General features: G+C 61.8%; 29 protein-coding genes. 15 read left to right on the top strand and 14 right to left on the bottom strand.

The genetic code is table 11. The annotated features are described in order from the left end of the window. Positions 1 to 118: 118 nt before the first annotated feature. Both FHT87_RS14020 and FHT87_RS14015 read right to left on the bottom strand, forming a co-directional pair. Positions 119 to 1,063 carry a YeeE/YedE thiosulfate transporter family protein gene (locus tag FHT87_RS14020; protein WP_348649364.1) on the bottom strand — a complete coding sequence of 315 codons (945 nt, stop codon included), beginning with the start codon at positions 1,061 to 1,063 and terminating at the stop codon, positions 119 to 121. A gap of 137 nt (positions 1,064 to 1,200) precedes the next feature. After that, complete coding sequence (locus FHT87_RS14015) at positions 1,201 to 1,728, bottom strand: DUF417 family protein (protein WP_183802612.1); 528 nt, start codon at positions 1,726 to 1,728, stop codon at positions 1,201 to 1,203. A gap of 246 nt (positions 1,729 to 1,974) precedes the next feature. Here FHT87_RS14015 and FHT87_RS14010 point away from each other — a divergent pair, with 246 nt between their 5' ends. Further along, a complete protein-coding gene (locus FHT87_RS14010) occupies positions 1,975 to 2,544 on the top strand; it encodes a TetR/AcrR family transcriptional regulator (protein ID WP_183802609.1) in 570 nt (189 codons plus the stop codon). An 84-nt stretch (positions 2,545 to 2,628) separates the two neighbouring features. Here the strand turns inward: FHT87_RS14010 and FHT87_RS14005 are convergent, their stop codons facing one another. Further along, positions 2,629 to 3,267 (bottom strand): hypothetical protein, encoded by a 639-nt coding sequence (locus FHT87_RS14005; protein ID WP_183802606.1) that lies wholly within the window; start codon positions 3,265 to 3,267, stop codon positions 2,629 to 2,631. 157 nt (positions 3,268 to 3,424) lie between these two features. On the opposite strand from FHT87_RS14005, the gene FHT87_RS31420 reads away from it, so the two are divergent. Further along, positions 3,425 to 3,559 (top strand): hypothetical protein, encoded by a 135-nt coding sequence (locus tag FHT87_RS31420; protein WP_281411218.1) that lies wholly within the window; start codon positions 3,425 to 3,427, stop codon positions 3,557 to 3,559. Positions 3,560 to 3,653: 94 nt separating this feature from the next. Here the strand turns inward: FHT87_RS31420 and FHT87_RS14000 are convergent, their stop codons facing one another. The 4 genes from FHT87_RS14000 to FHT87_RS13985 form a co-directional block, all read right to left on the bottom strand. Next, a complete protein-coding gene (locus FHT87_RS14000) occupies positions 3,654 to 4,220 on the bottom strand; it encodes a TetR/AcrR family transcriptional regulator (RefSeq protein WP_183735746.1) in 567 nt (188 codons plus the stop codon). Between the two features lie 25 nt (positions 4,221 to 4,245). Beyond that, complete coding sequence (locus tag FHT87_RS13995) at positions 4,246 to 4,707, bottom strand: nuclear transport factor 2 family protein (RefSeq protein WP_183735745.1); 462 nt, start codon at positions 4,705 to 4,707, stop codon at positions 4,246 to 4,248. A 201-nt stretch (positions 4,708 to 4,908) separates the two neighbouring features. After that, complete coding sequence (locus FHT87_RS13990) at positions 4,909 to 5,277, bottom strand: DUF983 domain-containing protein (protein ID WP_183735777.1); 369 nt, start codon at positions 5,275 to 5,277, stop codon at positions 4,909 to 4,911. 381 nt (positions 5,278 to 5,658) lie between these two features. Next, the gene (locus FHT87_RS13985) at positions 5,659 to 7,062 is read right to left on the bottom strand and encodes a PLP-dependent aminotransferase family protein (protein ID WP_183802603.1); all 1,404 of its coding nucleotides are present in this window, start codon (positions 7,060 to 7,062) and stop codon (positions 5,659 to 5,661) included. 402 nt (positions 7,063 to 7,464) lie between these two features. Between FHT87_RS13985 and FHT87_RS13980 the strand changes: the two genes are divergently transcribed. The 9 genes from FHT87_RS13980 to FHT87_RS13940 all read left to right on the top strand — a co-directional run bounded on the left by FHT87_RS13980 (position 7,465) and on the right by FHT87_RS13940 (position 15,410). Next, the gene (locus FHT87_RS13980) at positions 7,465 to 7,947 is read left to right on the top strand and encodes an MSMEG_0572/Sll0783 family nitrogen starvation response protein (RefSeq protein WP_183802600.1); all 483 of its coding nucleotides are present in this window, start codon (positions 7,465 to 7,467) and stop codon (positions 7,945 to 7,947) included. Positions 7,948 to 8,033: 86 nt separating this feature from the next. Further along, positions 8,034 to 9,074, top strand: coding sequence for a Nit6803 family nitrilase (locus tag FHT87_RS13975; RefSeq protein WP_183802597.1), 1,041 nt, complete (start codon positions 8,034 to 8,036; stop codon positions 9,072 to 9,074). Then, complete coding sequence (locus FHT87_RS13970; RefSeq protein ID WP_183802594.1) at positions 9,001 to 10,119, top strand: MSMEG_0568 family radical SAM protein; 1,119 nt, start codon at positions 9,001 to 9,003, stop codon at positions 10,117 to 10,119. Before FHT87_RS13975 ends, FHT87_RS13970 begins: the two co-directional genes overlap by 74 nt. Then, positions 10,116 to 10,658 carry an MSMEG_0567/Sll0786 family nitrogen starvation N-acetyltransferase gene (locus FHT87_RS13965; protein ID WP_183802591.1) on the top strand — a complete coding sequence of 181 codons (543 nt, stop codon included), beginning with the start codon at positions 10,116 to 10,118 and terminating at the stop codon, positions 10,656 to 10,658. Before FHT87_RS13970 ends, FHT87_RS13965 begins: the two co-directional genes overlap by 4 nt. Further along, the gene (locus tag FHT87_RS13960; protein WP_183802588.1) at positions 10,658 to 11,635 is read left to right on the top strand and encodes a sll0787 family AIR synthase-like protein; all 978 of its coding nucleotides are present in this window, start codon (positions 10,658 to 10,660) and stop codon (positions 11,633 to 11,635) included. The genes FHT87_RS13965 and FHT87_RS13960 overlap by 1 nt, the downstream gene beginning before the upstream one ends. Next, entirely contained in the window at positions 11,632 to 12,969 is a 1,338-nt protein-coding gene (locus FHT87_RS13955) for an MSMEG_0565 family glycosyltransferase (protein ID WP_183802585.1), read from the top strand. The genes FHT87_RS13960 and FHT87_RS13955 overlap by 4 nt, the downstream gene beginning before the upstream one ends. Then, positions 12,962 to 13,249 carry an MSMEG_0570 family nitrogen starvation response protein gene (locus tag FHT87_RS13950; RefSeq protein WP_183802582.1) on the top strand — a complete coding sequence of 96 codons (288 nt, stop codon included), beginning with the start codon at positions 12,962 to 12,964 and terminating at the stop codon, positions 13,247 to 13,249. Before FHT87_RS13955 ends, FHT87_RS13950 begins: the two co-directional genes overlap by 8 nt. Positions 13,250 to 13,263: 14 nt before the next feature. Beyond that, entirely contained in the window at positions 13,264 to 14,535 is a 1,272-nt protein-coding gene (locus FHT87_RS13945; protein ID WP_183802579.1) for an MSMEG_0569 family flavin-dependent oxidoreductase, read from the top strand. 2 nt (positions 14,536 to 14,537) lie between these two features. After that, complete coding sequence (locus FHT87_RS13940) at positions 14,538 to 15,410, top strand: Pnap_2097 family protein (RefSeq protein ID WP_183802729.1); 873 nt, start codon at positions 14,538 to 14,540, stop codon at positions 15,408 to 15,410. On the opposite strand, the gene FHT87_RS13935 is transcribed toward FHT87_RS13940, so the two are convergent. Next, positions 15,373 to 16,812, bottom strand: a complete 1,440-nt coding sequence (locus FHT87_RS13935) for a PLP-dependent aminotransferase family protein (protein WP_183802577.1) — start codon at positions 16,810 to 16,812, stop codon at positions 15,373 to 15,375. The genes FHT87_RS13940 and FHT87_RS13935 overlap by 38 nt on opposite strands. 90 nt (positions 16,813 to 16,902) lie before the next feature. Here FHT87_RS13935 and FHT87_RS13930 point away from each other — a divergent pair, with 90 nt between their 5' ends. Then, complete coding sequence (locus FHT87_RS13930) at positions 16,903 to 17,766, top strand: DMT family transporter (RefSeq protein WP_183802574.1); 864 nt, start codon at positions 16,903 to 16,905, stop codon at positions 17,764 to 17,766. Between the two features lie 45 nt (positions 17,767 to 17,811). Then, the gene (locus FHT87_RS13925; protein ID WP_183802571.1) at positions 17,812 to 18,537 is read left to right on the top strand and encodes a class I SAM-dependent methyltransferase; all 726 of its coding nucleotides are present in this window, start codon (positions 17,812 to 17,814) and stop codon (positions 18,535 to 18,537) included. 21 nt (positions 18,538 to 18,558) lie between these two features. Here FHT87_RS13925 and FHT87_RS13920 read toward each other — a convergent pair whose 3' ends face one another. Next, positions 18,559 to 19,179 carry an ABATE domain-containing protein gene (locus tag FHT87_RS13920; RefSeq protein ID WP_183802726.1) on the bottom strand — a complete coding sequence of 207 codons (621 nt, stop codon included), beginning with the start codon at positions 19,177 to 19,179 and terminating at the stop codon, positions 18,559 to 18,561. Between the two features lie 163 nt (positions 19,180 to 19,342). On the opposite strand from FHT87_RS13920, the gene FHT87_RS13915 reads away from it, so the two are divergent. Further along, positions 19,343 to 20,182, top strand: coding sequence for an alpha/beta hydrolase (locus tag FHT87_RS13915; RefSeq protein ID WP_183802568.1), 840 nt, complete (start codon positions 19,343 to 19,345; stop codon positions 20,180 to 20,182). A gap of 10 nt (positions 20,183 to 20,192) precedes the next feature. Here FHT87_RS13915 and FHT87_RS13910 read toward each other — a convergent pair whose 3' ends face one another. From FHT87_RS13910 to FHT87_RS13895, 4 genes are all read right to left on the bottom strand, one after another. Further along, positions 20,193 to 20,567, bottom strand: coding sequence for a VOC family protein (locus FHT87_RS13910; protein WP_183802565.1), 375 nt, complete (start codon positions 20,565 to 20,567; stop codon positions 20,193 to 20,195). Positions 20,568 to 20,573: 6 nt separating this feature from the next. Then, complete coding sequence (locus FHT87_RS13905) at positions 20,574 to 20,750, bottom strand: hypothetical protein (RefSeq protein WP_183802562.1); 177 nt, start codon at positions 20,748 to 20,750, stop codon at positions 20,574 to 20,576. Between the two features lie 111 nt (positions 20,751 to 20,861). Next, complete coding sequence (locus FHT87_RS13900; protein ID WP_183802559.1) at positions 20,862 to 21,296, bottom strand: DUF1801 domain-containing protein; 435 nt, start codon at positions 21,294 to 21,296, stop codon at positions 20,862 to 20,864. 12 nt (positions 21,297 to 21,308) lie between these two features. After that, a complete protein-coding gene (locus tag FHT87_RS13895; protein WP_183802557.1) occupies positions 21,309 to 21,740 on the bottom strand; it encodes a DUF1801 domain-containing protein in 432 nt (143 codons plus the stop codon). A gap of 165 nt (positions 21,741 to 21,905) precedes the next feature. On the opposite strand from FHT87_RS13895, the gene FHT87_RS13890 reads away from it, so the two are divergent. After that, positions 21,906 to 23,528 (top strand): ABC-F family ATP-binding cassette domain-containing protein, encoded by a 1,623-nt coding sequence (locus FHT87_RS13890; protein WP_183802554.1) that lies wholly within the window; start codon positions 21,906 to 21,908, stop codon positions 23,526 to 23,528. On the opposite strand, the gene FHT87_RS13885 is transcribed toward FHT87_RS13890, so the two are convergent. Continuing rightward, entirely contained in the window at positions 23,525 to 24,481 is a 957-nt protein-coding gene (locus tag FHT87_RS13885) for an SDR family NAD(P)-dependent oxidoreductase (RefSeq protein ID WP_183802551.1), read from the bottom strand. The genes FHT87_RS13890 and FHT87_RS13885 overlap by 4 nt on opposite strands. Positions 24,482 to 24,576: the final 95 nt, after the last annotated feature.

The raw sequence follows: 24,576 nt of genomic DNA, 5'->3' as shown, positions 1-24,576 counted from the left end.
CTCCTGTGACAATTCCCTGAGGTTGAGCGGCGATAACACGCGCCGCCCAGGCCTTCAACCGGGCCACAATGCCGCGTCAGTGACCAACAAAGCTTGAGCCGCGCGGGCCAGCCTGATGTTACGACCAAGATCGCGCTGCTGAACCAAATCTAACGATCAGCGCGGCGAGCGCCGCTACCATAAGAAGGTAAGCGAGAAAGGCCTGCCACGCTCCCATCGGGAGGCCGACGAGCAGGAGCGTGTCGTTTCCACCAGGGATAAGGAGCGCTCCAAAGCCCATCAGCATACCGCCCATTATCCTTCGCGACACGCTTCCCCATGTCGGCCAGGTTAGCGAAAAACGATGTCGGCGAATTCTTGCCGAAACGAGACTGCCTCCGAACATGCAGACAAAAATGAGCGAACTCGTCACTGGGATCGAAAGCATCGATCCAATCGAGGTGGTGATCGAGAAGCGGGGGGCAAACGCTGACAAGGTGGCCGAAGTTATGCCAATCGTACCCATTGCCAGCGTTAGCCGCCGAAAGTTCGTCTCGGATTTGAAAGAGACGCCCAGTCTTAGAAATAGCAATGCGGGCAGAACCACCAGCAAAGCTCCCAGCGCAAGCGGCGGTGCGGCGCTGATTGGCATCGGTTCCGGGCGGAGTTCGAGCACCAAGTCGAGGGAGAGGATGATCAGAATGCCGAGGAAGGTGAAGCCGAATTCCAGGTCCCCGTTGCCAAAGTGCCCAACAGATCCAAAGATGCAGGCACCGTTCACGTATACGCCGACGCCAAAGAGGATGGCTGCGCTGACCATATGAAGCAGAGGAGACCATCCAGCATGCATGGTCGGCAACGTATCGAGGACAATATATCCGACGGCAGCCCATACCGCGCATTCGGCCAAAGCAAGAAACCGCGCGGGTCGGCGCTCGGAAACCAACTCGGTCGTAGCGATGAAGGTGCAGATCGAACCGTAGTTCATCGCGAAGCCGAGTACGAAGCTCAGCGTGCCGATAACGCTGAAACCCGCCCATGTCTCGAAACCTGCTGGCTCCGTACCGCCGGGCAATCCGTCCACGGCACCAATCCTCCGTTCAGAAAAGAAGATCGCGCTTCGCAGAATGGCACGAGTTTCGCGTTCAGTGAATGGCGAACGCCCCGATCCGAGCTGGATCGGGGCGTTCGCACCAAAGGCTAACTGCCGGGCTTTCGGGTCTAGGCCTTGGCGGACCGGATCGCGAGAAAGGAATCCATTGCAATCCAAAGGGATAGCGCCAGAAGCCCGACATCCTTGAGCAAGAATTGACCAGGAGCGACCGAAATGGCAGGGAACCCGAGCTCGAGAACAATCACGCCAGGGGTTGTAACCATGAAGCTGATGGTGGTGACGAACAGTCCGGACGACAGGACGCCTCCCAGTAACGAGTAGACCGGGCTAATGAGCCTTGCTGCGATCAGCGCGCCGATACTCAGTTCCACGACGCCAAGAAAGCTCGAAAAACCTCGAACACTGAAGATCGCATACATCCAGCTCACAAGAGGACTGTTACTGACCAGATCGACCAGCCCTTGCGCTTCGTAGGCCGTAAATTTCATGCCGCCAAACCAGGCGTAAATCACGGTGATCGAAACATAGAGGCCGGCGGTTGTCGCCGCGCGGCCATAGGTGTCCGCCAGATGCAAAATGCCGAAAATGCTTCCGGACTTCGGCTGCCTGCCGATATGATTGATAGCTTGGGTCATTTCCTTCTCCCATCGAATTGATTTCCAGAGGCTCCTCGCCTCCAAAGAGAAACGACACCGATCTGTATCGTTTATAACGAAATACTACAGACCTGTATTGTTTTCAAATCACGAAAGCGCGATCACTATCGTTCTTCGGTGAAGAAGCATGCGGGTTCAATCGCCGCGAATCTGCGCTTGCGCATTGCTAATGGTCGCGAGAACACCTAACTTTCGCTACAGGTCAGTTTTGTTTGAGGTGTGATAGTGCGGCGATCAGAGATCAGGGACCATCTACTTGAAACGGCCCTCCGTCTGTTCAACGAAAAGGGGTACCAGGCGACGGGCGTCGATTTGATTATCGCGGAAAGCGGCGTCGCGAAAACGACGTTGTATCGGCACTTCGAGACGAAGGAGGACCTGATCGTGGCCGCACTCGAGCGTCGCGACGAGGAGGACCGCCGTGAGATGCGCGAGTTTGTGGAAAAGCGTGCAAGCGATCCGGCAGAGCGGATTTTGTTGACGTTCGATTTTCTACAGCTCTGGTTCAAGGACAAGGACTTCAGGGGCTGCAGCTTTATGGCTGCTGCGGGAGAACACAAGGATATTGCCGATCCCGTGTTTCGTGCCGCCAGCATGCACAAGCGCCTGGCGCTCGCCTACTTCGAAGAACTTGCTCATGCTGCACGGTTCCGCGATCCGAGACGTGTGGCGGACGAAATCAATATTCTCCATGAGGGAGCAACGGCCGTAGCCCAAGTGGTTCGCTCAGCGGAGCCCGGCCGCCAGGCGAAACGGATGGCGGCGGCCATTCTCGCAACCATGGAACGCGATTAGTCGGGAACCGATACGCTATATCCGCCAGATTTTAGCAGATATGTCCGCGCGGGCCGCAGATGCCCGCCGAGCGAGGTGTTAAGATCAAGTCGACGAACCGCATTGTTCTAGGCGGATCGCCGCGAGGAAGGCTCGTCCATATTCGGCAAGCTTTTCCGCCCTGTCGGTGCCATTGACGATACGGCGCGCGTTCACCCAATCCTCCCTCTCCTCATTGAGATGGTCGCAAAGCCGGTGGCCGGCGAAGCTGCCGCGCAGCATGCCCTCGATCAGGATCGTCACGGCCGGCACCATTTCCATGGCGCGATCGGGCTCCGCGACGAGATCGATGCCGGTCACCTCGCTCATCGCCTCGTAATTGCGCCTGTGGGTGAGCTGCACCAGGCCGCGACCGAGCCAGCTTTTGCCATCCTCATCCAGCCGCCAGTAAGGCGTCTTCACCCAGGAGAGCCGACCGGACGCAAAGGCGGTCTCAAGGATCTCGACGGCGCGCGAATCACTTGTTGCCAGCGTCTCGCGCACAGGCTGCATCGTGTAAGCGGTCTCATGAAAGGCCGTCGCCAATATATAGGCCAGCCAGCGCCGATCTGCGGTAGCCAAATTCGCGTCCCAGTAGTCGAAAATGGCGTTCATGCCTTCGATCTGGGCCGGCGTGAGCCTGTCCTTGAACAAGTTGTGCTGCACAGTGTCGAAGAAGAATTGCCGGTCGAGTGAGACAGTCATGATACGCTTCCCGGAGGTCCTTCGTGGTTAATATCAGCTTAATCGATTGAAATTAACTAAATCGTTTCAAGTGTGACCGGCGTAGATTTACACGCAGTTTTTATTGTGCGATGCATCAATTCGTAAGCACACCCTTGCTGAGGAAGAGAGGTATACGATGCAGACCAGCACAGAAACTCCGACCAAGATCCCCCAGCACGTCGTTGACCAGATGGAAAACGAGTGGCGCCAGGTACGCACGCAGCGCGAGAATCCGCGCCCGGTCCGCGTGCCCCCGCAGAACGACGCCTAAATACAATCCTGCCGGGTGAGGCCGTCCTGAACCCCTCACCCACGGCTCCCCGAGTCTGCAGCATTCGTGCTCTTGCCGACGTAGCGGCCACCGCCTATCCCTCAAGTTTCGCTGCAGCCAGCCTGTCCGCCAACCGGTCCAGCGTTCTGCGGAACATATCCTTGTCATCCAGCGCCCGCGAGAGCACCAGCGCGCCCTGAATGCCGGATACCGCCTCTTCAGCCGCGGCGAGCGCGGCGCCCTCATCGCAGCCGGCACGGACCAGCGCCTGGCGCAGCGCCTCGATCCAGCGGACGAAATAATCCCGGATGACCGGCGAAAAACGCTGGCGTGTCTCGTCCAGCGCAAAGGCGCCGACGAGGCAGATACGGCTGCCGGAGCGGAAATAATCCATCACATTCGCCCACATCGCATCGATCGCCGCCCCGGCATCATCACGGCGCAGCGGCTCGTAGACGGCGCGTTCGAACCAGCCGTCGACATCGGCAAGGACGGCGGCCGCCATCTCTTCCTTCCCACCGGGAAAGAAGTGATAGAGGCTGCCCTTGCCGATGCCGGTACGCTCGGTGATGCGGCTGAGCGTCGCGCCCTCGTAGCCGAGCTCGCGGAAGATCTCTGCAAGCAGCGGCACGACATCGGCACGTTCATAAACGGTCTTCACACTTCACCTTTGGGTCACCTCGGCCTCAAAGGCCGAGGTCGGAAAGGCCCGGATGGTCGTCGGGCCGCCGGCCGAGCGGCCAGTGGAACTTACGATCCGATTCCTTGATCGGCAGATCGTTGATGCAGGCGAAACGGCGCTGCATCAAGCCTTCGGCATCGAATTCCCAATTCTCGTTGCCGTAGGAGCGGAACCAGTTTTTGCTGTCGTCATGCCATTCATAGGCAAAGCGCACGGCGATGCGATTGTCGGTGAAAGCCCAGAGCTCCTTGATCAGCCGGTAATCCAGCTCTTTTGCCCACTTGCGGGTCAAGAAGGCGACAATATCGGCGCGGCCGGTGACGAATTCGGCACGGTTCCGCCACTGGCTGTCGGGCGTGTAGACGAGCGAGACGCGCTGCGGATCGCGGCTGTTCCAGCCGTCTTCCGCAAGGCGGACCTTCTGGGTTGCGCTTTCATGGGTGAAGGGGGGAAGCGGTGCAGGCATGTCTTGTCTCCTTTGCTGGGTTGTACCTTTCGTTTTGCATTGTACCGATCGGTACAATTGACGCAAGTGATTTCGGCAGATGCCGTCTGCGACATTTTGGCTCGAGGGCGGAATGCGCACAGCAAAAAGGCCGTTCGAGGAATTCGAACGGCCCTGGCACTCATATGAATCGCTTTCAGAGCGCGGCATTTCCAATGGACGTCAGGCGAGCTTGCCCTCTTCCGCCTTGTAGAAATACTGGCTTGCCACCAGCCATCCCTTCAGCGGCCTCAGCGGCGGAATACAGGTGGCGAACATGAAGGGACCCGTCACCAAAAGCTGGACCCAGAGCGGCGCGGAGAAGGCAACTTCCAGCCAGACGCCGAGCAGCACGCTCGGCACGCAGGCGAAGCAGATGACGAAGAAGGCCGGGCCGTCGGCCGGATCGGCGAAGGAATAATCCAGCCCGCAGACTTCGCATTCCTTCTGCAGCGTGAGGAAACCCTTGAACATATGCCCCTGTCCGCAGCGCGGGCAGCGGCCCCGGATGCCGGTCTGCATCGGAGGGAGAGGAGGATATTCGGTGTCCATGGCGATCTCGCTTTTCGACGTTGCGGGCATTGGTGAAATCCATTCAATAGCCCATAATGTATGCATACAATATAATTACATTGAAAGCAGATTGCCAGTCCATTCGTCAGAATGACGCAGGGATTTTGCGGATTGAGGAGCGGAAGTGTTTGGCGGTGGGAGGATTGCCGCTGCGAGGACACGTTTGCGCGCTGGGCAAAACCCCTCCCCAACCCCTCCCCACAAGGGGGCGGGGCTAACCCGTGGCACCGCCTCGCCCAGCTTGAAACATTGAGGAAGTGAGGGGCGAGCGCAGCAGGTTAAGCCCCTCGCCCTTGTGGGTGAGGGGTTTGGGGCGGGGTCTTTATTGATTGAATTGAAGCCGTAAAACGGACCAGCAGCTCAGAAAAACGAAGCCGACATTTCAGGCGGTCCCTCAAGCGCATGCGCCATGAAGTCCAGAGCGCCCTTCAGCCTCTCGCGGCTGATCGGCCCGCCGAGGCAGACGCGCACGGCTTCGGGGGCCGCACCTTCCACCGTGAAGGCGTCGCTTGCCACCACGCCGATGCCGGAAGAGCGCATGTGGCTGCCGAAGGTGGAGCGGGTCCAGCCGTTCATCAGCGGCAGCCAGATGTTGAAGCTGATCGGATCGGCCCTGTAGCTGCGCTCGGGCAGGATATTCGCCACCATCTGCTGGCGGGCACCCGCCTCCGCGCGGATGAAGCGCAGGATCGTATCGGCCGTGCCGTCTTCGATCCAGCGGGTGGCCAGCGCCACCGTCATCGGCGAGGCCATGACATTATTGGTGCGCATGGCGCTGACGAAGGGCCAGATCGCCTTGGTGTCCGGCGCCACGACATAAGCAAGGCGAAGGCCGGCACCGATGCATTTGGCGAGACCGCCAATATGCCAGGTCAGGTCAGGCGCAATTGCCGCCAGCGGCGGCGGGCCGTGCAGCGGGATGAAGCCGTAGGCGTCGTCTTCAACGATGGGCACATGATATTTGCGGGCGACGGCGGCGATTTCCTCGCGGCGCTTTTCCGGAATGGTCAGCGTCAGCGGGTTCTGCAGCGTCGGATTGAGATAAAGGGCCTTCGGCTGCAGCCGCTCGCAGGCCTCGGCGAAGGCATCCGGCAATATGCCCTCCTCATCCATCGGCAGGCCCGAGAGATTGAGACGAAGCTGGGCGGCGATCGAGCGCATGCCGGGATAGGTGATGTTTTCCGACAGCACGGTTTCGCCGGGCTTTGCCAGCAGGCCGAAGATCGCCAACAGCGCAGGATGAGCACCGGGCGTGACGAAGATGCGCTCCTGCGAGGGCACAAGACCGCGACGGCTGAGCCAGGCGGCAGCCGCCTCCTTGTCCATGCCCGAACCGCCAAAACCCTGGTAGCGCAGCAGCGGAATGAGATTGGTCGCGACCGCCGACATGCCCTCGCGCATGCGGGCGATCAGCTCCTGATCATCCGGCTCCGGCGGCAGGTTCATCGAGAAATCGACGACGGAGGCGCGGCGCGGATCGGGCGCTGCATCGGAGGCGAAGCCACGGCGCTCGCGGTCCTGCCCGCCGGTGACGAAGGTGCCGCGGCCGACATGCGAATCCACCAGGCCGCGCTTCTGCGCCTCGACATAACCGCGCGCCACCGTGGTGAAATCGATGCTGAGGCGCTTTGCAAGCTCGCGCTGCGGCGGCAGCCGGTCTCCAACCGCCAGCACGCCGCTTCTCAGATCCATTTCGATCAGATCGGCAATTGCCATGTAACGGGGGCTTGAGGAGCGGGTGAGGTCGGGATGCCAGTCTTTCATTTCATCTTCCGCAATTCGTGATCGACGCTGACGGGGATTCTCGTCGACATTGACCGTATATTGTTGCATATTTCGCCTGTCACGCAAAAACGGTGTCGCTCCGTCATGCGCCGGACGACCGAATGCAGCGTGCGAGCATGATATAATCGGGATTACGCACTGCATCGATATATTTGATAGCATATTGACTGCATTCATTTCGATCTTATTTGCATTCATTTTTTGCACATAAATGCCCGCCTAATTGGCGTCAGATTCAATCCCCCTCAAAATTGAATGCATAATTGAATGCTTTTTGGCGCGAATTGACTGCTATTTGTGCAAAGTCAATTTGGCACGGTGCTTGCAATTCAATGGCTGTACCCCGCGACAGGGGCCTGACTTCAAACACAGGAGCCATTCATGCCCGCAGTTACCGCATCGGCCCACGCAGATGGAGACTTCTTCGTCGATTACGAAGAAAAGGTCTTCGAGGACGTCCAGGCCAAGGAGGGTGAGAAAGCCCTCATCACCTTCCACACCGTCGCCTTCGAAGGATCGATCGGCCTCGTGAACCTGCTGCAGGCCAAGCGCCTGAAGCGCAAGGGCTTCGAAACCTCCGTCCTGCTCTATGGCCCCGGTGTGACACTCGGCGTGCAGCGCGGCTTTCCCAAACTCGGCGCGGAAGCCTTCCCCGGCCATCTGAACTTCAACAACCAGATCAAGGGCTTCATCGAGGAAGGCGGCAAGGTCTATGCCTGCCGCTTCGCGCTGCAGGCGCTCTATGGCCACGGCGAACAGTCGCTGATCCCCGGCATCCGCCCGATCAGCCCGCTCGACGTGCTGGACATGATCCTGATCCACCGCCGCGACGGCGCCTTCATCCTCGACACCTGGACGCTCTGAGCCCGACAGCAACGCTGCCGTCAGGCGCGTTCGAGAGGCGGAACTCCCCTCCTCCGCCTCTCCCACACCATCAGGAGGATTTCGCCATGGAAAAGAAAATGACCGTCCGGGCCGCAGCGGCGCAGATCGCGCCGGATCTGATCTCGCGCGAAAAGACGCTGGCGCGCGTGCTGGAGACAATTGCCGAAGCCGCTGCCAAGGGTGCCGAGATCATCGTCTTTCCGGAGACCTTCGTACCCTGGTACCCCTATTTCTCCTTCGTGCTGCCGCCGGTTCTTTCTGGCCGCGAGCATCTGCGCCTCTATGAAGAGGCTGTCACGGTTCCGAGTGCGGCAACCGATGCCGTTGCGGCGGCGGCCCGCGAGCATGGCATCGTCGTGGCGCTCGGCGTCAACGAGCGCGATCATGGCTCGCTCTACAATAGCCAGCTGCTCTTCGATGCCGATGGCAGGCTGATCCTCAAGCGCCGCAAGATCACGCCGACCTATCATGAGCGGATGATCTGGGGGCAGGGCGATGCCTCCGGGCTCACGGTGGTCGACAGCAGCATCGGGCGGCTCGGCGCCCTTGCCTGCTGGGAGCATTACAATCCCCTCGCCCGCTACGCACTGATGGCCCAGCACGAGGAAATCCATATCGCCCAGTTTCCGGGCTCGATGGTCGGGCCGATCTTTGCCGAGCAGATGGAGGTGACGATCCGCCATCATGCGCTCGAAAGCGGCTGCTTCGTCGTCAACGCCACCGGCTGGCTGACCGAGGAGCAGATCAATTCCATCACCCCCGACCAGGGACTGCAGAAGGCACTGCGCGGCGGCTGCATGACGGCGATCGTCTCGCCCGAGGGCAAGCACCTGGCGCCGCCGATCATCGAGGGCGAAGGCATCCTGATCGCCGATCTCGACATGAGCCTGATCACCAAGCGCAAGCGGATGATGGATTCGGTCGGCCACTATGCCCGCCCCGAACTGCTGCATCTCGTCATTGACGGCCGCCCCACCCAGCCGATGGTCGGCTCCGCACATTCCTTTGAAACAGACACAGGGACCAAGAGCGATGGACAATACGACGTTTCTGCCGACCGAGACGCTGATCAACGAGTTGCAGTCCTTCGGAGCCAGGCTGGTTGACCCCAAGGCCGGGCACGAGAGCCGCCGTGGCGGCGCCGGCCCGTCCGACCACAAGGCGCTGACCATAGACGGCATGACCGTGATGGTACCGGTCCACACCGCGCCGGCCTTCGAGAGCCCCTATCTGGTCGAGAAGCCGGACGAGGAAGGCCGCAGCCGCATCACCCGCGACGGGCGTGTGCTCGGCGAAGTATCCTTCCCGCTGCGCCCGCGCTTCTACGAGCGCAGCACTGATGATGGCATCCCCTATTCGCAAATCGCCGTGCTGCATGGCCGCGACGTGCTGGCGACCACCGTGCTGCAGACCTGCATCCGCTATCAGAGCCGCACCAAGACCTGTCAGTTCTGCGCCATCGGCCAGTCGCTGGCGGCGGGCCGCACCGTTGCCCATAAGACGCCGGAGCAGCTGGCGGAAGTAGCCAAGGCTGCCGTCGAGCTCGATGGCGTCAAGCATATGGTGATGACGACGGGCACGCCGAAGGGGCCGGATCGCGGCGCTTCGATCCTTGCCGACAGCGCCCGCGCCATCAAGGCTGCCGTTAACCTGCCGATCCAGGCGCAATGCGAGCCGCCGGAAGACGACATCTGGTTCTCGATCATGAAGAAAGCCGGCGTCGATGCGCTCGGTATGCATCTGGAAGTCGTCACGCCGGAACTGCGCGAACGCATCATGCCCGGCAAGGCACAAGTGCCGATCGCAAAATACATGGCTTCTTTCAAGGCTGCGGTCGAAGTCTTCGGGCGCGGCCAGGTCTCGACCTATATCCTTGCCGGTCTCGGCGATACGCGTGAGGCGATCCTCGATATCTGCGAAAAGCTTGTTGCTATCGGCGTCTATCCTTTCGTCGTGCCCTTCGTACCGATTTCCGGAACGCCGCTCGAAAGCCATCCGGCGCCGAAGCCGGACTTCATGCATTCGATCCTCGGCCCACTCTCGAAAATGCTGGTCGATAGCGGGTTGAAGGCCGTCGACATCAAGGCCGGCTGCGGCAAGTGCGGCGCCTGCTCTGCCCTTTCCTCCTATGAAAGGATGCTGACCAAATGATGCTGGAGCCTTTTGCGCCCTATCGCGCCAGCGAATTCCAGGTGAAGTTTTCGACCTCGGACTGGGAGCGGCAGGAAGCGCATGCGCTGCGCCGCGCCGTTTTCTGCGAGGAGCAGAAGATCTTCGAGAGCGACGACCGCGATGCGACCGACGAGCATGCGATCCCGATCGTGGCGCTGTCGATGATGGGTGTCGCGGCCGACCGGGTGGTCGGCACGGTGCGCATTCATCAGGAAGAGCCGGGCCTCTGGTGGGGCTCGCGCCTGGCGGTGCATGAGGATTTCCGCAAGATCGGCGCACTTGGCGCAACGCTGATCCGGCTTGCCGTCTCCTCCGCCAATGCGATGGGCTGCCACACGTTTCTCGCCAATGTGCAGGTGCAGAACGGGCTGCTCTTCCGCCGGCTGCATTGGGATGTGATCGAGGAATTCGAGGTCTACGGCAAACCGCATCTCAGGATGAAGGCGGATCTTGCCTGGTACCCGCCCTGCCCGACGCCGGAAACCGGCCTGGTGGCGCTCGCCAGGAAGGCGGCGTGATGGGCGACAGGATCGACATCAAGGCGCTCGCCGCCAAACTCTCCGCCTCGTCAGGCATCGCCGCCAAGGCGGATATCGGCACGGTCGCAGCCAGCCTCGGCCTTGCCGGCCAGCCGGTTGCGGTCGGAGATGATTGCGCGGCACTGCCCGATGGCGACGGATATCTGCTCTTTGCCATCGAGGGTTTCATCAACGAGTTTGTTGCCGCCGATCCCTGGTTTGCCGGCTGGTGCGGGGTGATGGTCAACATTTCCGATGTCGCCGCCATGGGGGGCCGGCCGGTCGCCGTCGTCGATGCGGTCTGGGCGAATGGCGAGGCGGGAGCGGCACCCGTGCTCGAAGGTATGCGGGCAGCGGCCAGAGCCTTCGGCGTGCCGATCGTCGGCGGCCATACGAATATCCGCACCGATCGCGGCCAGCTCTCGGTCGCCATTCTCGGCAGGGCGAAAAAGCTGCTGACAAGCTTCGATGCGAAGGCGGGCGATGTGCTGATCGCGGCGATCGATCACCGCGGCCGCTATCGCGAGCCTTTCAGCAATTGGGAAGCGGCAACCGATGCGCCACCTGCGCGGCTGCGCGGCGATCTGGAACTCCTGCCTGACATTGCCGAAGCCGAATTGGCATTGGCCGCCAAGGATATCAGCCAGGGCGGAATGATCGGCACTGCGATCATGCTGGCGGAATGTTCCGGCGTCGGTATCGATATCGATGTCTCCGCAATCCCGCTACCTAGTGGCGTAGCGCTCGAGCGCTGGCTCGCGACCTTCCCGAGCTTCGGCTACCTCATCTCCACCACGCCCGAAAAGGCCGATGAGGTGATCCTGCGCTTTGCCGCCCGCAATATCAGCGCTGATGTTGTCGGCAGCGTCACAGCCGGCAGCGAGGTGGCGCTGATAGACGGAAGCGAGCGCGCCGTGATCCGCGACTATGCGGATCAGCCGCTGCTGCAGCTCGGCCGGCAGGAGGATGCGGCATGACGCGCAAGCTGCGGATTGCCATGCTCTCGCATTCCACCAATCCGCGCGGCGGGGTGGTGCATGCCATGCAGCTTTCGGAAGCGCTGGCCGCTCTCGGTCATCAGGTGGTGCTGCATGCGCCGGATGTGAAAGGGACGGGATTTTTTCGCACGCCGGCGTGTGGTGCTGTGCTGGTGCCGGTTGCACAGGTTTCTCCCTCTTCTCCCCAGCGGGGAGAAGATGTCCGCAGGACAGATGAGGGGGCGGAGCGAAGCGACGCAACGAGCGGTAAGCGAGGTGCAGCATTTGAGGGTGCGGCCCCCTCATCCGACCCTTCGGGCCACCAACCGGGGTTGAGCCACGGGTCTCAACCCGTCCTTCGGACCCCCGCTGGGGAGAAGGGGGAGATGACAGCCATGGTCGAACAAAGGATCGCCGATTATGTCCACTATTTCGAGAACCCCGCCGCCCGCGGTTTCGATATCTACCACGCCCATGACGGCATCTCCGGCAATGCGCTGGCGACATTGAAGGAGCGCGGGCTGATCCCCGCCTTCGCGCGTACCGTCCACCATATCGACCAGTTCGCCGATATCAGGCTGATGGAATTGCAGGAGCGCTCCATCGACCGTGCCGACCTGTTTTTCACGGTCAGCGCGATGTGGCGCCAGACGCTCAAGGAGACGCGCGGCATCAGCTCCACCATCGTCGGCAATGGCGTCGATACCGCGCGCTTCTCTCCCGCCGTCGACGGCAGCGCACTGCGCCGCAAACTCAAGCTGCCGGATGGCCCTGTTTTCCTCGCGGTTGGCGGTATCGAGGCGCGCAAGAATACGATTGCCATGCTGGACGCCTTCCGGCAGGTACGCGCGATCCGCCCCGATGCGCAATTCGTCATTGCCGGCGGCGCTTCGCTGCTCGATCACCGCGGCTATCAGGGCGAATTCCGCGCCGTGCTTTCTTCACTTGGCGAACATGCGGCTGCCGTCCATATCCTCGGGACCATTGCCGATGAGGACATGCCGGCGCTCTACCGGCTGGCCGATACGCTGGTCTTCGCCTCGGTCAAGGAAGGGTTCGGCCTCGTGGTGCTGGAGGCGATGGCGAGCGGCGTGCCCGTCGTCGTCTCCTCCATCGCGCCCTTTACCGAATATCTCTGTAACGATGACGTCGTCTGGTGCGATCCGCACAATGCCGCCTCGATCGCCGAAGCCATGGTGATTTCGCTCATGCCGCCGGTGCGCGCGGGGCTCATCCCGCGTGGGATGACACTTGCCGCCCATCACAGCTGGCAGCGCACGGCTGCCGCCCATCTCCAAGCCTACGAGACATTGAAGGAGCCTGCCCATGCCTGAAATGCGCTTCGTCATCGCCTGGCCGGATGGCCGCGAGGAGACCTGTTATTCGCCCTCCCTGGTGATCCGGGATTTCTTCGAGGAAGGCCAGACCTATCCGATCCGCGATTTTCTCGACCGCAGCCGCAAGGCGCTGACCATCGCCAGCGACCGGGTGGAGGCGAAATACGGCTATCCCTGCTCGCTTGCCCGCGGCCAGCTCGCCCGCATCGAGGAGGCCGGCGCCCTCTTTCTTGGCGATGTCGATGCGCGCGTGCGCTGCGAAACATTCATTCTCTGAAAGGAACCCGACCCATGACCTTTTCCCTCAAGCCGCATTACAGCGCCGTCGTGATCGGCGGCGGTCAGGCCGGGCTTTCGGCCAGCCACTATCTCCAGAAGCACGGCATCGACCATGTCGTCTTCGAGAAGAAGACCGTGGCGCATAAATGGAAGAACGAGCGCTGGGACGCCTTCTGCCTCGTGACGCCGAACTGGCAGTGCCAGCTGCCGGACCATCCCTATGACGGCGATGACCCGCACGGCTTCATGGTCAAGGACGAGATCATCGCCTATGTCGACCGCTTCGTGAAAAAGGTGAATGCGCCCGTGCTCGAAGGCACAAGCGTCACGTCGCTGGAAAAGGTGGGCGACCTCTTCCGGCTCTCGACCTCGGCTGGCGCGGTGACCGCCGACAGCGTCATCATCGCCACCAGCCTCTACAGCGCGCCGGCCATTCCGCGCGCCGCCGAGCGCATTTCCGACGATATCCTGCAGATCCACACGGCGGACTACCGCAATCCCGGGCAGTTGCCGGAGGGCGCCGTCGTCGTCGTCGGCTCCGGCCAATCCGGCTGCCAGATCGCCGAGGACCTGCACCTTGCCGGCCGCAAGGTGCATATGATGACCGGTAACGCGCCGCGCTGCGCCCGCTTCTACCGCGGCCGCGATGTTGTCGACTGGCTCGCCGATGTTGGCCAGTACGACATCACCGTCGAGCATGACGGCATGACCAAGAAGAAGCACGACACCAACCATTACCTCACCGGCCGCGACGGCGGGCGCGATATCGACCTGCGCAAATTCGCGCTGGAGGGCATGTCGCTCTATGGGCGTATGGAAGGCGTCTCGGGCGGGCGGATGCTGTTCGAGGCGAACCTCAAAGCCAATCTCGACAATGCCGACCGGGTCTATAACGGCATCAACGCGCTGATCGACCGGCATATTGCCGAGAAGGGCATCGATGCGCCACCGGCCAGCGTCTACGTCCCGCTCTGGGAGCCGGAGCGCGAACCGACCGAGCTCGATCTCAAGGCGGAAGGTGTCACCTCCGTCATCTGGGCAACCGGCTTTTCGCCTGACTGGTCATTCGTCGGCCTGCCGATCTTCGATGGCACCGGTTATCCGGTGCAGCGGCGCGGCGTGACCGGCATTGACGGCGTCTACGTGCTCGGCCTGCCCTGGCTCTGGACCTGGGGTTCCGGCCGGTTCCTCGCCGTTGGCAAGGATGCCGAGCATGTGGTGAACCATCTCACCGGCCATCTGGAAGCCGCCCGGCCGGTCCTGAAACAGGCGGCCAGCGCTTGAACATGAATGTAGCGATCCTCGATTTTCATCCGCCCGAGCCGTCAGCGCGCGAGCTGATGGAACTGGCGCTTGCGCCGCACATGCTCATCGGCATGCCGCACCTGACGCCGACAGGCCTTTCGGAAACATGGGCGATGAAAGAGCTCGGGCATCGCCACTGGCTGATGCTGGCGCGCCATCTCGGCATGGAGAATGCCGATTTCCGCACGCCCGATGGCGGCGAGGCCTATGCGGCGATCTGCGCGACGTCGCTGGAGCATGCGAACTTCGATGCGGTGCGTGCCAATGACGTGCTGACGATCCGCTCGGCGCTCTCGCCCGTCTCGCGCACGCAGGTCTCGACCGGTCACCGGCTTTTCGTGCGCGGCAACCTGATCGGCGAGGTGGAGTTGATCTCCACCTTCGTCTGCCGGATGCGGGAGGGCGACAATTACTCGATCGCCCGCGTTCCCCTGCCCGGCCTGACGGCGGCTGCCGAGGATAATGCCTTGGCAAGGACGGCGGCACTGCTGCGCGCCGGCACGCTGGAGACGCATTTCGGTCTGCCGGCCAATCCGGCCAAGGCGTTGCGCGGCTATCGGTTCGAGCCGGATGCCTCGCAGGAATTCAACGGCGCCGGCCTCTTCTACTTCGCCGAATTCCAGGCGCTCACCGATCGCGCCTTGGGGCGGTGGTTCCCTGAGCTTTCGCAGGTGTCCCGGCGAGAGATATTCTTTTCCGGCAATATCCGGGCGGGCGAAGCCGTGCGGGTGGAATTGATGGGGCTTTCTCCAGACCGACGGCAAGCCTGCTGCCGGCTGCGGCGGGAAGAGGATGGCAAGGTGATCGGCAAAGCCTTTATGGAGTGGCAGGCGGACGAATTGATGCCTGCTTGAGCGCATCCCGAAGCACCTCAAATACCCTGCTATCCAGCGTCTGGGAGACATTGAAGCGCATGAAGCCGGTGGCCGATTGCGACAGGCTGAAGGCATTGCCGGGCGCCAGTACGACATTGCGGGCAAGTGCGGCGCGCGCCACGACGGCGGCGTCGAGGCCGTCAGGCAGGTGGCACCAGAGGAACATGCCAGCCTGCGGCTCCAGCCAGGGCCGGATGCCCAGGGCTTTCAGCCGCGTCGTCACCTCGAACATCGTCTTGGAAAGGCGGCTGCGCAGGTTTTCCGCATGTTTGCGATAGCTGCCGTCGCTGAGCACGCCGAGCACCAGTTCGGCATTCATTCGTGCACCGCCGAAGGATGTGGCGATCTTGAGATCGATCAGGCCCTCAATCCAGTCCGGCCGCGCCGCAATGAAGCCGCAGCGTGCGGCGGCCGAGAGCGTCTTGGAAAAACTGCCGATATGGATGACGCGATCCAGCCCGTCGAAGGCGGCAAGACGCGGTGCGGCCGCATGTTCGAAATCGGCGAAGATATCGTCCTCGATGATGGTCAGGCCATGCTGCTCGGCGAGCTTCAAGAGCCGGTGGGCCGTCACCGGCGAGAGTGTCGCGCCGGTCGGGTTATGGATTGCGGAATTGGTGATGTAGAGCCGCGGCCTGTGCTCGGCGAGTGCGGCGGCGAAGAGTTCGATATCGGGGCCGGAGGGCGTGTAGGGAACGCTGACGACCTTGGCGCGATGGGCTCTCAGCAGCGCATGAAAGTTGAAATAGCAGGGATCGTCGACCAGCACCGTATCGCCGGGTTCGATCAGGAAGCGGCAGAGAAAATCGATCGCCTGGGTTCCGGATTCGGTGAGCATGATCTGGTCGGGCGAGGCCTCTATGCCGCGCTCGGCCATGCGCCTGACAATGAGCTGGCGCAGCGGCAGAAGGCCGAGCGGGGCGCCGTAATCGGAAAGGCTTGCGGCATCGGTGCGCGACAGAGTTCTCAGCGTCCGGCGGATGGCGTCTTGCGGAAACCAGGAGGGTGGCAGCCAGCCGCAGCCGGGTTTGAGGTCGCTTTCGTGCGCCTCCAGCGATTGCCGCGACACCCAGAAGGGATCGACGGCGCGATCGAGCTTCGGGCCGATATCGGCGAGCGAGAGTGGTGCCGTCTGGCTCGCGACATAAAAGCCGGAACCGGGGCGTGAGAGGATCGCGCCTTCGGCGACCAGCCGTTCATAGGCATCGACCACCGTCGAGGCAGAGACTTTCAAGGTTCCCGAAAGGCTGCGGATCGACGGCAGCTTTGAGCCTGGTGTGAGGCTGCGGCCGGCAATGCGCTGGCGGATCGTCGCCATGACCATGCCGACCCTGCTGCCAGCCTGTATCTGCTCGTCCATCCGTACTGGTCCTTTCACCATTACAGTTTCAGCAAACTGTACCGAACTGTGGCTGGCAACGCCAGTGCGAAGCGCCGATAAGCGTGGGACGAACTAATGAGGGAGCCTCGCATGGATCGCACCGCGACCGGATGGATCAATGGTTTTATCGGCGTGCTGATCTTCAGCGGGTCGCTGCCCGCTACACGCGTGGCCGTCATGCAGCTTGATCCGGTTTTCCTGACGGTGGCGCGAGCGGCGATTGCCGGCATCCTGGCGCTCTGCCTACTGATCGCCTTCCGGGAAAAGCGGCCTTCGCGGGAGGATCTCATCTCGCTGGTCGTTATCGCGCTTGGCGTTGTCGTCGGCTTTCCGCTGCTGACAGCGCTGGCGCTGCAGCATGTGACCTCGGCGCATTCCATCGTCTTCATCGGCCTTCTGCCGCTGGCAACGGCGATCTTCGGCGTCGTCAGGGGTGGTGAGCGGCCGAAGCCGGCCTTCTGGTTTTTCTCCCTGCTCGGCAGCGCGCTGGTCGCGGGCTTCGCGCTGACACAGGGGCTGACCGCCTCGCCCATCGGCGATGCGCTGATGCTTGGCGCCATCATCGTCTGCGGGCTCGGTTATGCCGAAGGCGCCAGGCTGTCGCGCCGGCTCGGCGGCTGGCAGGTGATTTCCTGGGCGCTCGTCGTATCCCTGCCGGTCATGCTTGTGGCTGCCATCGCCTACCGGCCGCCTGATTTCGCCGATATCCAGACGCCCGCCATGCTGGGGCTCGCCTATGTCTCGCTCTTCAGCATGCTGATCGGTTTCATCTTCTGGTATCGCGGCCTCGCGCAGGGCGGCATCGCCGCCGTCGGCCAGCTGCAACTGCTGCAGCCCTTCTTCGGGCTGGCGCTTGCCGCAACGCTGCTGCGCGAAACGGTGAGCTGGTCCATGCTTGCCGTGACGGTCGCCGTCATTCTCTGCGTGGCCGGGGCACGCAAGTTTGCGAAATAGGCTTGCGAATTGACAGTTCGGATATCGTGTAATAATTAAAGTTACATGATGAGAGATGACCATCCGCCCTCGCCCCCTGACAGATCTGCGGCCCGCGTGCCGGCATCCCCCTTCACCGGGGATGCGGTCAAATCCTATCTCGAAGGTCCGCCGCGCCAGGTTCCGGGTTTCTCAAGCCTGCATCGCATGGCGGCGATGCTGATGGCGGAGCGCACACCCGTGAACGGCCGGGTGCTCGTGCTTGGTGCGGGCGGCGGACTGGAACTCAAGGCTTTTGCCGAGGCGCATGAGGGCTGGACTTTTGACGGTGTGGATCCCTCCGCCGACATGCTGCAACTGGCAAGGCAGGTCGTCGGAGAGCACGGCAGACGCATCGGTTTTCACGAGGGCAGCATCAATGTCGCGCCGGAGGGTCCGTTCGACGCGGCGGCGTGCCTGCTGACCTTCCATCATATCCCTCGCGAACAACGCCTTGAAACACTTCAGCAAATTCGGCGTCGCCTGAAAGCGGATGCGCCGTTTGTTCTGGCGCATGTGAGCTTCCCGCAAACGGAGCCGGAGCGATCGATATGGATCGATCGGCATATCGCTTATGGCGCACCCGATGGGGCAGACCCGACCCGGCTGAACAATGCCCGCAAGGCCATGCGGGAAAGGCTCGAAATCCTCGCCCCAGAAGATGAGGAGGCCATGCTGCGCGCGGCAGGCTTTTCAGACGTCACCCTGTTCTACGCGGCCTTCAGCTTCAGAGGTTGGGTGGCTTATGCCTAACCAAGCTGCCTGTCGCGGCCCTCAAGCCTGCCTGATCCGGTGCCGATGTGCTGCCTGTTTGGCGCGATTGCCGCAGAGTGCCATGCTGCACCAGCGCCTGCGGTGACCACGGGTGTGATCGGCAAACAGCAGCGTGCAGGACGGGCCTTCACAGGCCTTCACATTGGAAAAATCCTCGTCGCAAACAAAACGGCCGAGCGCCTCGCCGACCGGTAGCAACAGCGCTTCCGGCGAGCGCCATTTGCGCATGGGCTGAAAGTCGAAGACCTCGCCTTCATCGGTCTGCCGCGCCACGACGCGGCTGTAACCTTCGTCGCGCTCCAGCAGACGGTTCAGCGGTTCGAGCTCGGTGAGCGCCTCGGGCTTCAACGGCTTTCCCCTGTGCTCGCGGACGAAGGTCCGGAACCACTCGCGCAGGTTTCTCGCCTGGTCGGCGACCTTGTCCAATTCTCCCGGCAGCGCCTGAGCCCGCATGGCTTCCAGCGTTTCCGGCGAGACAAGCTTTGCCTGATCGAGCCAGCGCAGCAATCCCTCCCCGTCCTCGATCGCGTCGACAGGCACATCGACTGACGTTGCCACCGAGTTCAGAAAATCCAGCGCCGGCGCATCACCCAGAAAAAGGGCGGTAGAGTGGTTATCCATCACGGGTCCTATTCCGGCTTCCGGTCGCAATCCAAAGCAGATTCTTTCGAAACGTGGTTTATATGTAACCGCTCAAATTGCTGTTGACAAGTTATCTTCTTCGAGAGTAACCGTTCTATACCGATTTAAGCAGTTACGAGGCGAAAACGAAGGAAACATGACGATGACCAAGATCAGCTACCGCAACACCACTGTCGACGGCATCAAGATCGCCTATCGCGAGGCCGGCGCGCGGGGCGCTCCGAAGCTCCTGCTGCTGCATGGCTTCCCGACCTCCGGCCACATGTTCCGCGATCTGATCCCGCTGCTTGCCGATCGCTATCACATCATCGCCCCTGATCTTCCGGGCTTCGGCCAGTCTGGCGATCCGGCTGTCAACAGCTTCGACAGCATTGCAGAGACGATCGACCGCTTCACAGAGATCGTCGGCTTCGATCGCTATGCCGTCTATGTCTTCGATTACGGCGCGCCGACGGGCTTCCGCTTGGCGGTGAAGCATCCAGAGCGGATCACGGGCATCATCTCACAGAATGGCAATGCCTATGTCGATGGCCTCAGCGAGGCATGGAACCCGGTGCGGGCCTATTGGCAGGACGCGAGCGCAGAAAACCGGGCCGTACTCAAAGCATTCCTCGGACCGGAAACGACGATCTGGCAGTATACGCATGGCGTTGCCGATCCGACCACGGTCTCGCCAGACGGTTATTCGCTCGACAATTTCTATCTCTCGCGTCCGGGCGCGGAAGATGTGCAGCTCGATCTGATGGGCGACTACAAGAGCAATGTGGCGCTTTACCCGACCTTTCAGGATTACTTCCGGACCCACAAACCGCGCTTCCTTGCCGTCTGGGGCAAGAACGATCCCTTCTTCCTGCCACCAGGTGCGGAAGCATTCGCCCGCGATATTCCCGATGCCGTAATCAAGTTCTTCGACACCGGCCATTTCGCGCTCGAAACGCATGCGGAAGAGATTGCCGCCGCGATCCGCGATTTCCTCGGCTGAGGCTGACCGACTATCCGGAGGTGACGCAGAAATTGTTGCCTTCGGGATCGTTCAGCACGGTGTAGTCAGCCGCTTCACGCACGAAGGTCGCGCCAAGCGATATCAGGCGCGCGACCTCCTTTTCGCGGTCGTCGGCAGCGATATCGAGATGAACGCGGTTGCGGGCCGGCCGCTCTCCCCGGCGAAGATGGAAGCAGAGGCGCGTTCCCGGGCCTGCGACCATCACCACCGGGTCGGTTTCGGGTGTCAGGCCGAGCGCTGCCAGACGCGCGATTTCATCATCGTCATAGGGCAGCACCGTGTAGCCATCGAGCGCTGCGGCCCAGAAGCGGGCGACGCGGGAGGGCACATCGCAATCAATGACGATTTCCTTCAGCCGCCCCATCGGTTCCTACGAATTGCCGGAGCGGCGCTGGACGAAGCGTTCAACCACCGCCCCGCCGGCGACCGGCAGCAGGGCGAAGAGGATGAGTTGCGGCGTTCCCGTCAACGTCAACAGGCTGGAGAGGAGAATGGCGACCAGCACTCCTGCCAGTGCGCCGACCAGATAGGGAAGGTAATCCTTCAAGAGAGCCTCCGTCTTATCGGGTTTCAGTTGATGTAATCGAACAAGGCCGAGATAGGACGCTTTGCGTGACCGGCAATGAGCGGTTGCGGCACGAGATGCCTTTGGGCCGATCTAGCCGCTTGCTTTCTTCGACGCTGGTTTGCGCGCCGTGTTCAGCGCCACTGCCGCCTGCACCAGTGCCTTCAGCGCCGCTTCATTGATCACTTCTCCTTCATGAATATCGATCGCGCGTCGCGTATTGCCTTCAAGGCTGGAGTTGAAAAGGCCAGCGGGGTCTTCCACGGAAGCACCTTTGGCGAAGGTCAGCTTCACCACGGCCTTATAGGTTTCGCCGGTGCAGATGATGCCGGCATGTTCCCAGACCGGGACGCCACGCCATTTCCACGTTTCCTCCACGTCCGGGTCGGCCTCGCGGATGATGGCTCTGACACGGGCGAGCGTTTCGCCGCGCCAGTCGCCGAGTTCCTTGATCTTCGCATCGATGCGTTCGGCGGGAGAGGGTTCCTTTGGTTCCGTTTCCTTTTTCGTCGTCGCCGCTTTCTTCATGGTCTCTCTTCCTTACATTTTCTCGCCCGGCAACAGGCTTGCCTGCTTCACCCATTCTGTAAACTGCGCCTCGTCGATCTCATCCTCTTCGTGGATGTGGAAATAACGTGTTTCCGCGGTCCTGGATTCTCCCGGCGGAACCGGCTTGAGCCCGGCCCCACGGAAGAAGGCGACCTTGATGTATTTGTTGAAGCAGTGGATGCCGAGAAACCAGCCGTCGCCCTTCATGCCGTAGAGCGGCGAGTTCCATTTGACGGCCTTGTGAGCATCGGGAACGGTGCGCATGATCAGTCCGTCGAGGCGGCGGCCGACCTCGCTTTTCCAGCCGGGCATGGCGGCAATATAGGCCTGCACCGGGCCATCGCCCTCGCCTTTGGCGATCTGCGGATTGCCGCCTGACAGCAATCGCGGCTCTGCCTGTTTGTCAGTCGTTTTGTCGACCATAGGGTTCCTCCACCGCGGGGGATAATAAGGAGGGATCACCGGATTTCCAGTCACACCGGGCGGGTCGCTTCCAACATCACAGCTTCATGACGCGGAAAAACTGCGACAGGAGCGAAAACCCGTGGCATAAGGGCGCCAAAATTCTCCCAGGCACCCGCGTTAGACATGATCCGTATCGACAATATCAGCAAGCAGAACAGCCACCGCATCCTCTTCATCGAAGCCACAGCCGCCCTCAATCGCGGCGAAAAGATCGGCCTCGTCGGCCCGAACGGCGCCGGCAAGACGACGCTTTTCCGCATGATCAACGGCGACGAGCTGCCGGATGAAGGCCAAGTCTCGGTCGAAAAGCACGTCACGATCGGCTATTTCAACCAGGATGTCGGTGAAATGGCCGGCCGCAGCGCGGTTGCCGAAGTGATGGAAGGCGCCGGCCCCGTCAGCATCGTCGCCGCCGAATTGCGCGAGCTGGAAGCGGCCATGTCCGATCCCGACCGCATGGACGAGATGGACCAGATCATCGAGCGCTACGGCGAAGTGCAGGCGCGTTATGAAGAACTGGACGGCTATGCGCTGGAAGGCCGGGCGCGCGAGGTTCTGGCGGGCCTGAGCTTCAGCCAGGAAATGATGGATGGCGATGTCGGCGCGCTCTCGGGCGGCTGGAAGATGCGCGTGGCGCTCGGCCGCATCCTTTTGATGCGGCCGGACGTGATGCTGCTCGACGAGCCGAGCAACCATCTGGATCTCGAAAGCCTGATCTGGCTGGAAGAATTCCTCAAAACCTATGAGGGTGCGCTGCTGATGACCTCGCACGACCGCGAGTTCATGAACCGCATCGTCACCAAGATCATCGAGATCGACGCCGGTTCGCTGAACAGCTATTCCGGCGACTACGGCTTCTACGAGCAGCAGCGGGCGCAGAACGAGAAGCAGCAGCAGGCCCAATTCGAGCGCCAGCAGGCGATGCTTGCCAAGGAAATCAAGTTCATCGAGCGCTTCAAGGCGCGCGCCAGCCACGCCTCGCAGGTACAGAGCCGTGTGAAGAAGCTGGAAAAGATCGAGCGCGTCGAGCCGCCGAAGCGCCGCCAGACGGTGGCCTTCGAATTCCAGCCGGCGCCGCGTTCGGGCGAAGACGTCGTCAACCTCAAGAACGTGCATAAGAAATACGGCAGCCGCGTTATCTATGAAGGCCTGGATTTCATGGTCCGCCGCAAGGAGCGCTGGTGCATCATGGGCGTCAACGGCGCCGGCAAGTCGACGCTGCTGAAGCTGGTGACGGGCACTGCCGATCCAGATGCCGGCAGTGTGGCGCTGGGTGCCAGTGTCAAGCTCGGCTATTTCGCCCAGCACGCCATGGACCTGCTCGACGGCGAGCGCACCGTGCTGGAATGGCTGGAAGATTCCTTCCCGCTCGCCGGCCAGGCGCCGCTCAGAGCGCTCGCCGGCTGCTTCGGCTTTTCGGGAGACGACGTGGACAAGCGCTGCCGCGTGCTGTCCGGGGGCGAGAAGGCCCGCCTCGTCATGGCCAAGATGCTGTTCGACCCGCCGAACTTTCTCGTGCTCGACGAGCCGACCAACCACCTCGACCTCGACACCAAGGAAATGCTCATCAAGGCGCTCGCCGATTTCGAGGGCACGATGCTGTTCGTTTCGCACGACCGGCATTTCCTGGCCGCCCTTTCCAACCGCGTGCTGGAACTGACGCCCGATGGCATCCACCAGTATGGCGGCGGCTATACCGAATATGTCGAGCGTACCGGCTACGAGGCGCCCGGCATCCACGCCTAAGAGCGGGTGAAAGCGTCCACACCGGTCAGTTCCGCCGAGAGCGCCCACAATCGGGCCGCCTCGTCGGGATCGACGGCATAGGCGCGCACGCTGGTTTCCGCGCCGTCGTCCGAGATGACAGCGACGTTACAATCGGCGCAATAGATGCCGCCGAGGCCTGCAAGCTGCGGCGAGGTTGCAGCCCAGACCTGTGTCGCGGCGCCCTGTGCAGGCGTTTTGAAACTCGGGTCGATGGCATTGCCCTCGGCATCGATCCAGCCGGCGGCGACCATTTCCTCCTTCTGCAAATGGCGCTGCAGCGGCGTCAAGATCTTGCCGGGATGCAGCGAGAAAGCGCGTATGCCGGTATCCCTGCCCAGCCTGTCGAGCTGCACCGCAAAGAGCGCGTTTGCAGTCTTCGACTGTCCATAGGCCTGCCACCGGTCATAACCCTTGGTGAACTGGATATCGTCCCAGCGGATGGGCGTGATGCCATGAGCACCGGAGGAGACGGCAACCACGCGGGCTCCGCTTGCAATCGCCGGCCAGAGACGGTTGACGAGCGCGAAATGGCCGAGATGGTTGGTGGCAAATTGCGCCTCCCAGCCCGGCCCTATCAGAGTTTCCGGGCAGGCCATGATACCGGCGCTGTTGATGACCATATCGGCCTTGCGTCCCGACGCGACGAAGCGCTCGGCAAACCGCCGCACGCTTTCGAGATCGGAAAGATCGAGCCTTTCTACCTCTACATTGGCGATACCGGCGAGCGCCCTGGCCGCCTCTTCGGGCCGGCGGGCGCCGACCAGCACATGGCTGCCTGCCCGCGACAGCGCCTTCGTCGTTTCCAGCCCGAGGCCAGAATGGCCGCCGGTGACGATCGCGAGCTTGCCCGAGAGATCGATGCCGGCGAGCACCTCGTCAGCCGTCGAGCGGGCACCGAAACCGGAGCTGATCGGGTGTTGCGCGTTTTCCATTGATGTCTCCTTTCTGCTTTCGGTCGAAGATTAAAGCGATGGCCCGCATACGATCTATGCGTTAAAGTCCACGATATGTTTGCGATCGTCCGGAT

It is taken from the genome of Rhizobium sp. BK316 (genome assembly GCF_014193695.1).
Taxonomy (GTDB): domain Bacteria; phylum Pseudomonadota; class Alphaproteobacteria; order Rhizobiales; family Rhizobiaceae; genus Rhizobium.
The sequence above is the reverse complement of the archived record's forward strand: the minus strand, read 5'-3'. Positions and strand labels throughout refer to the sequence as shown.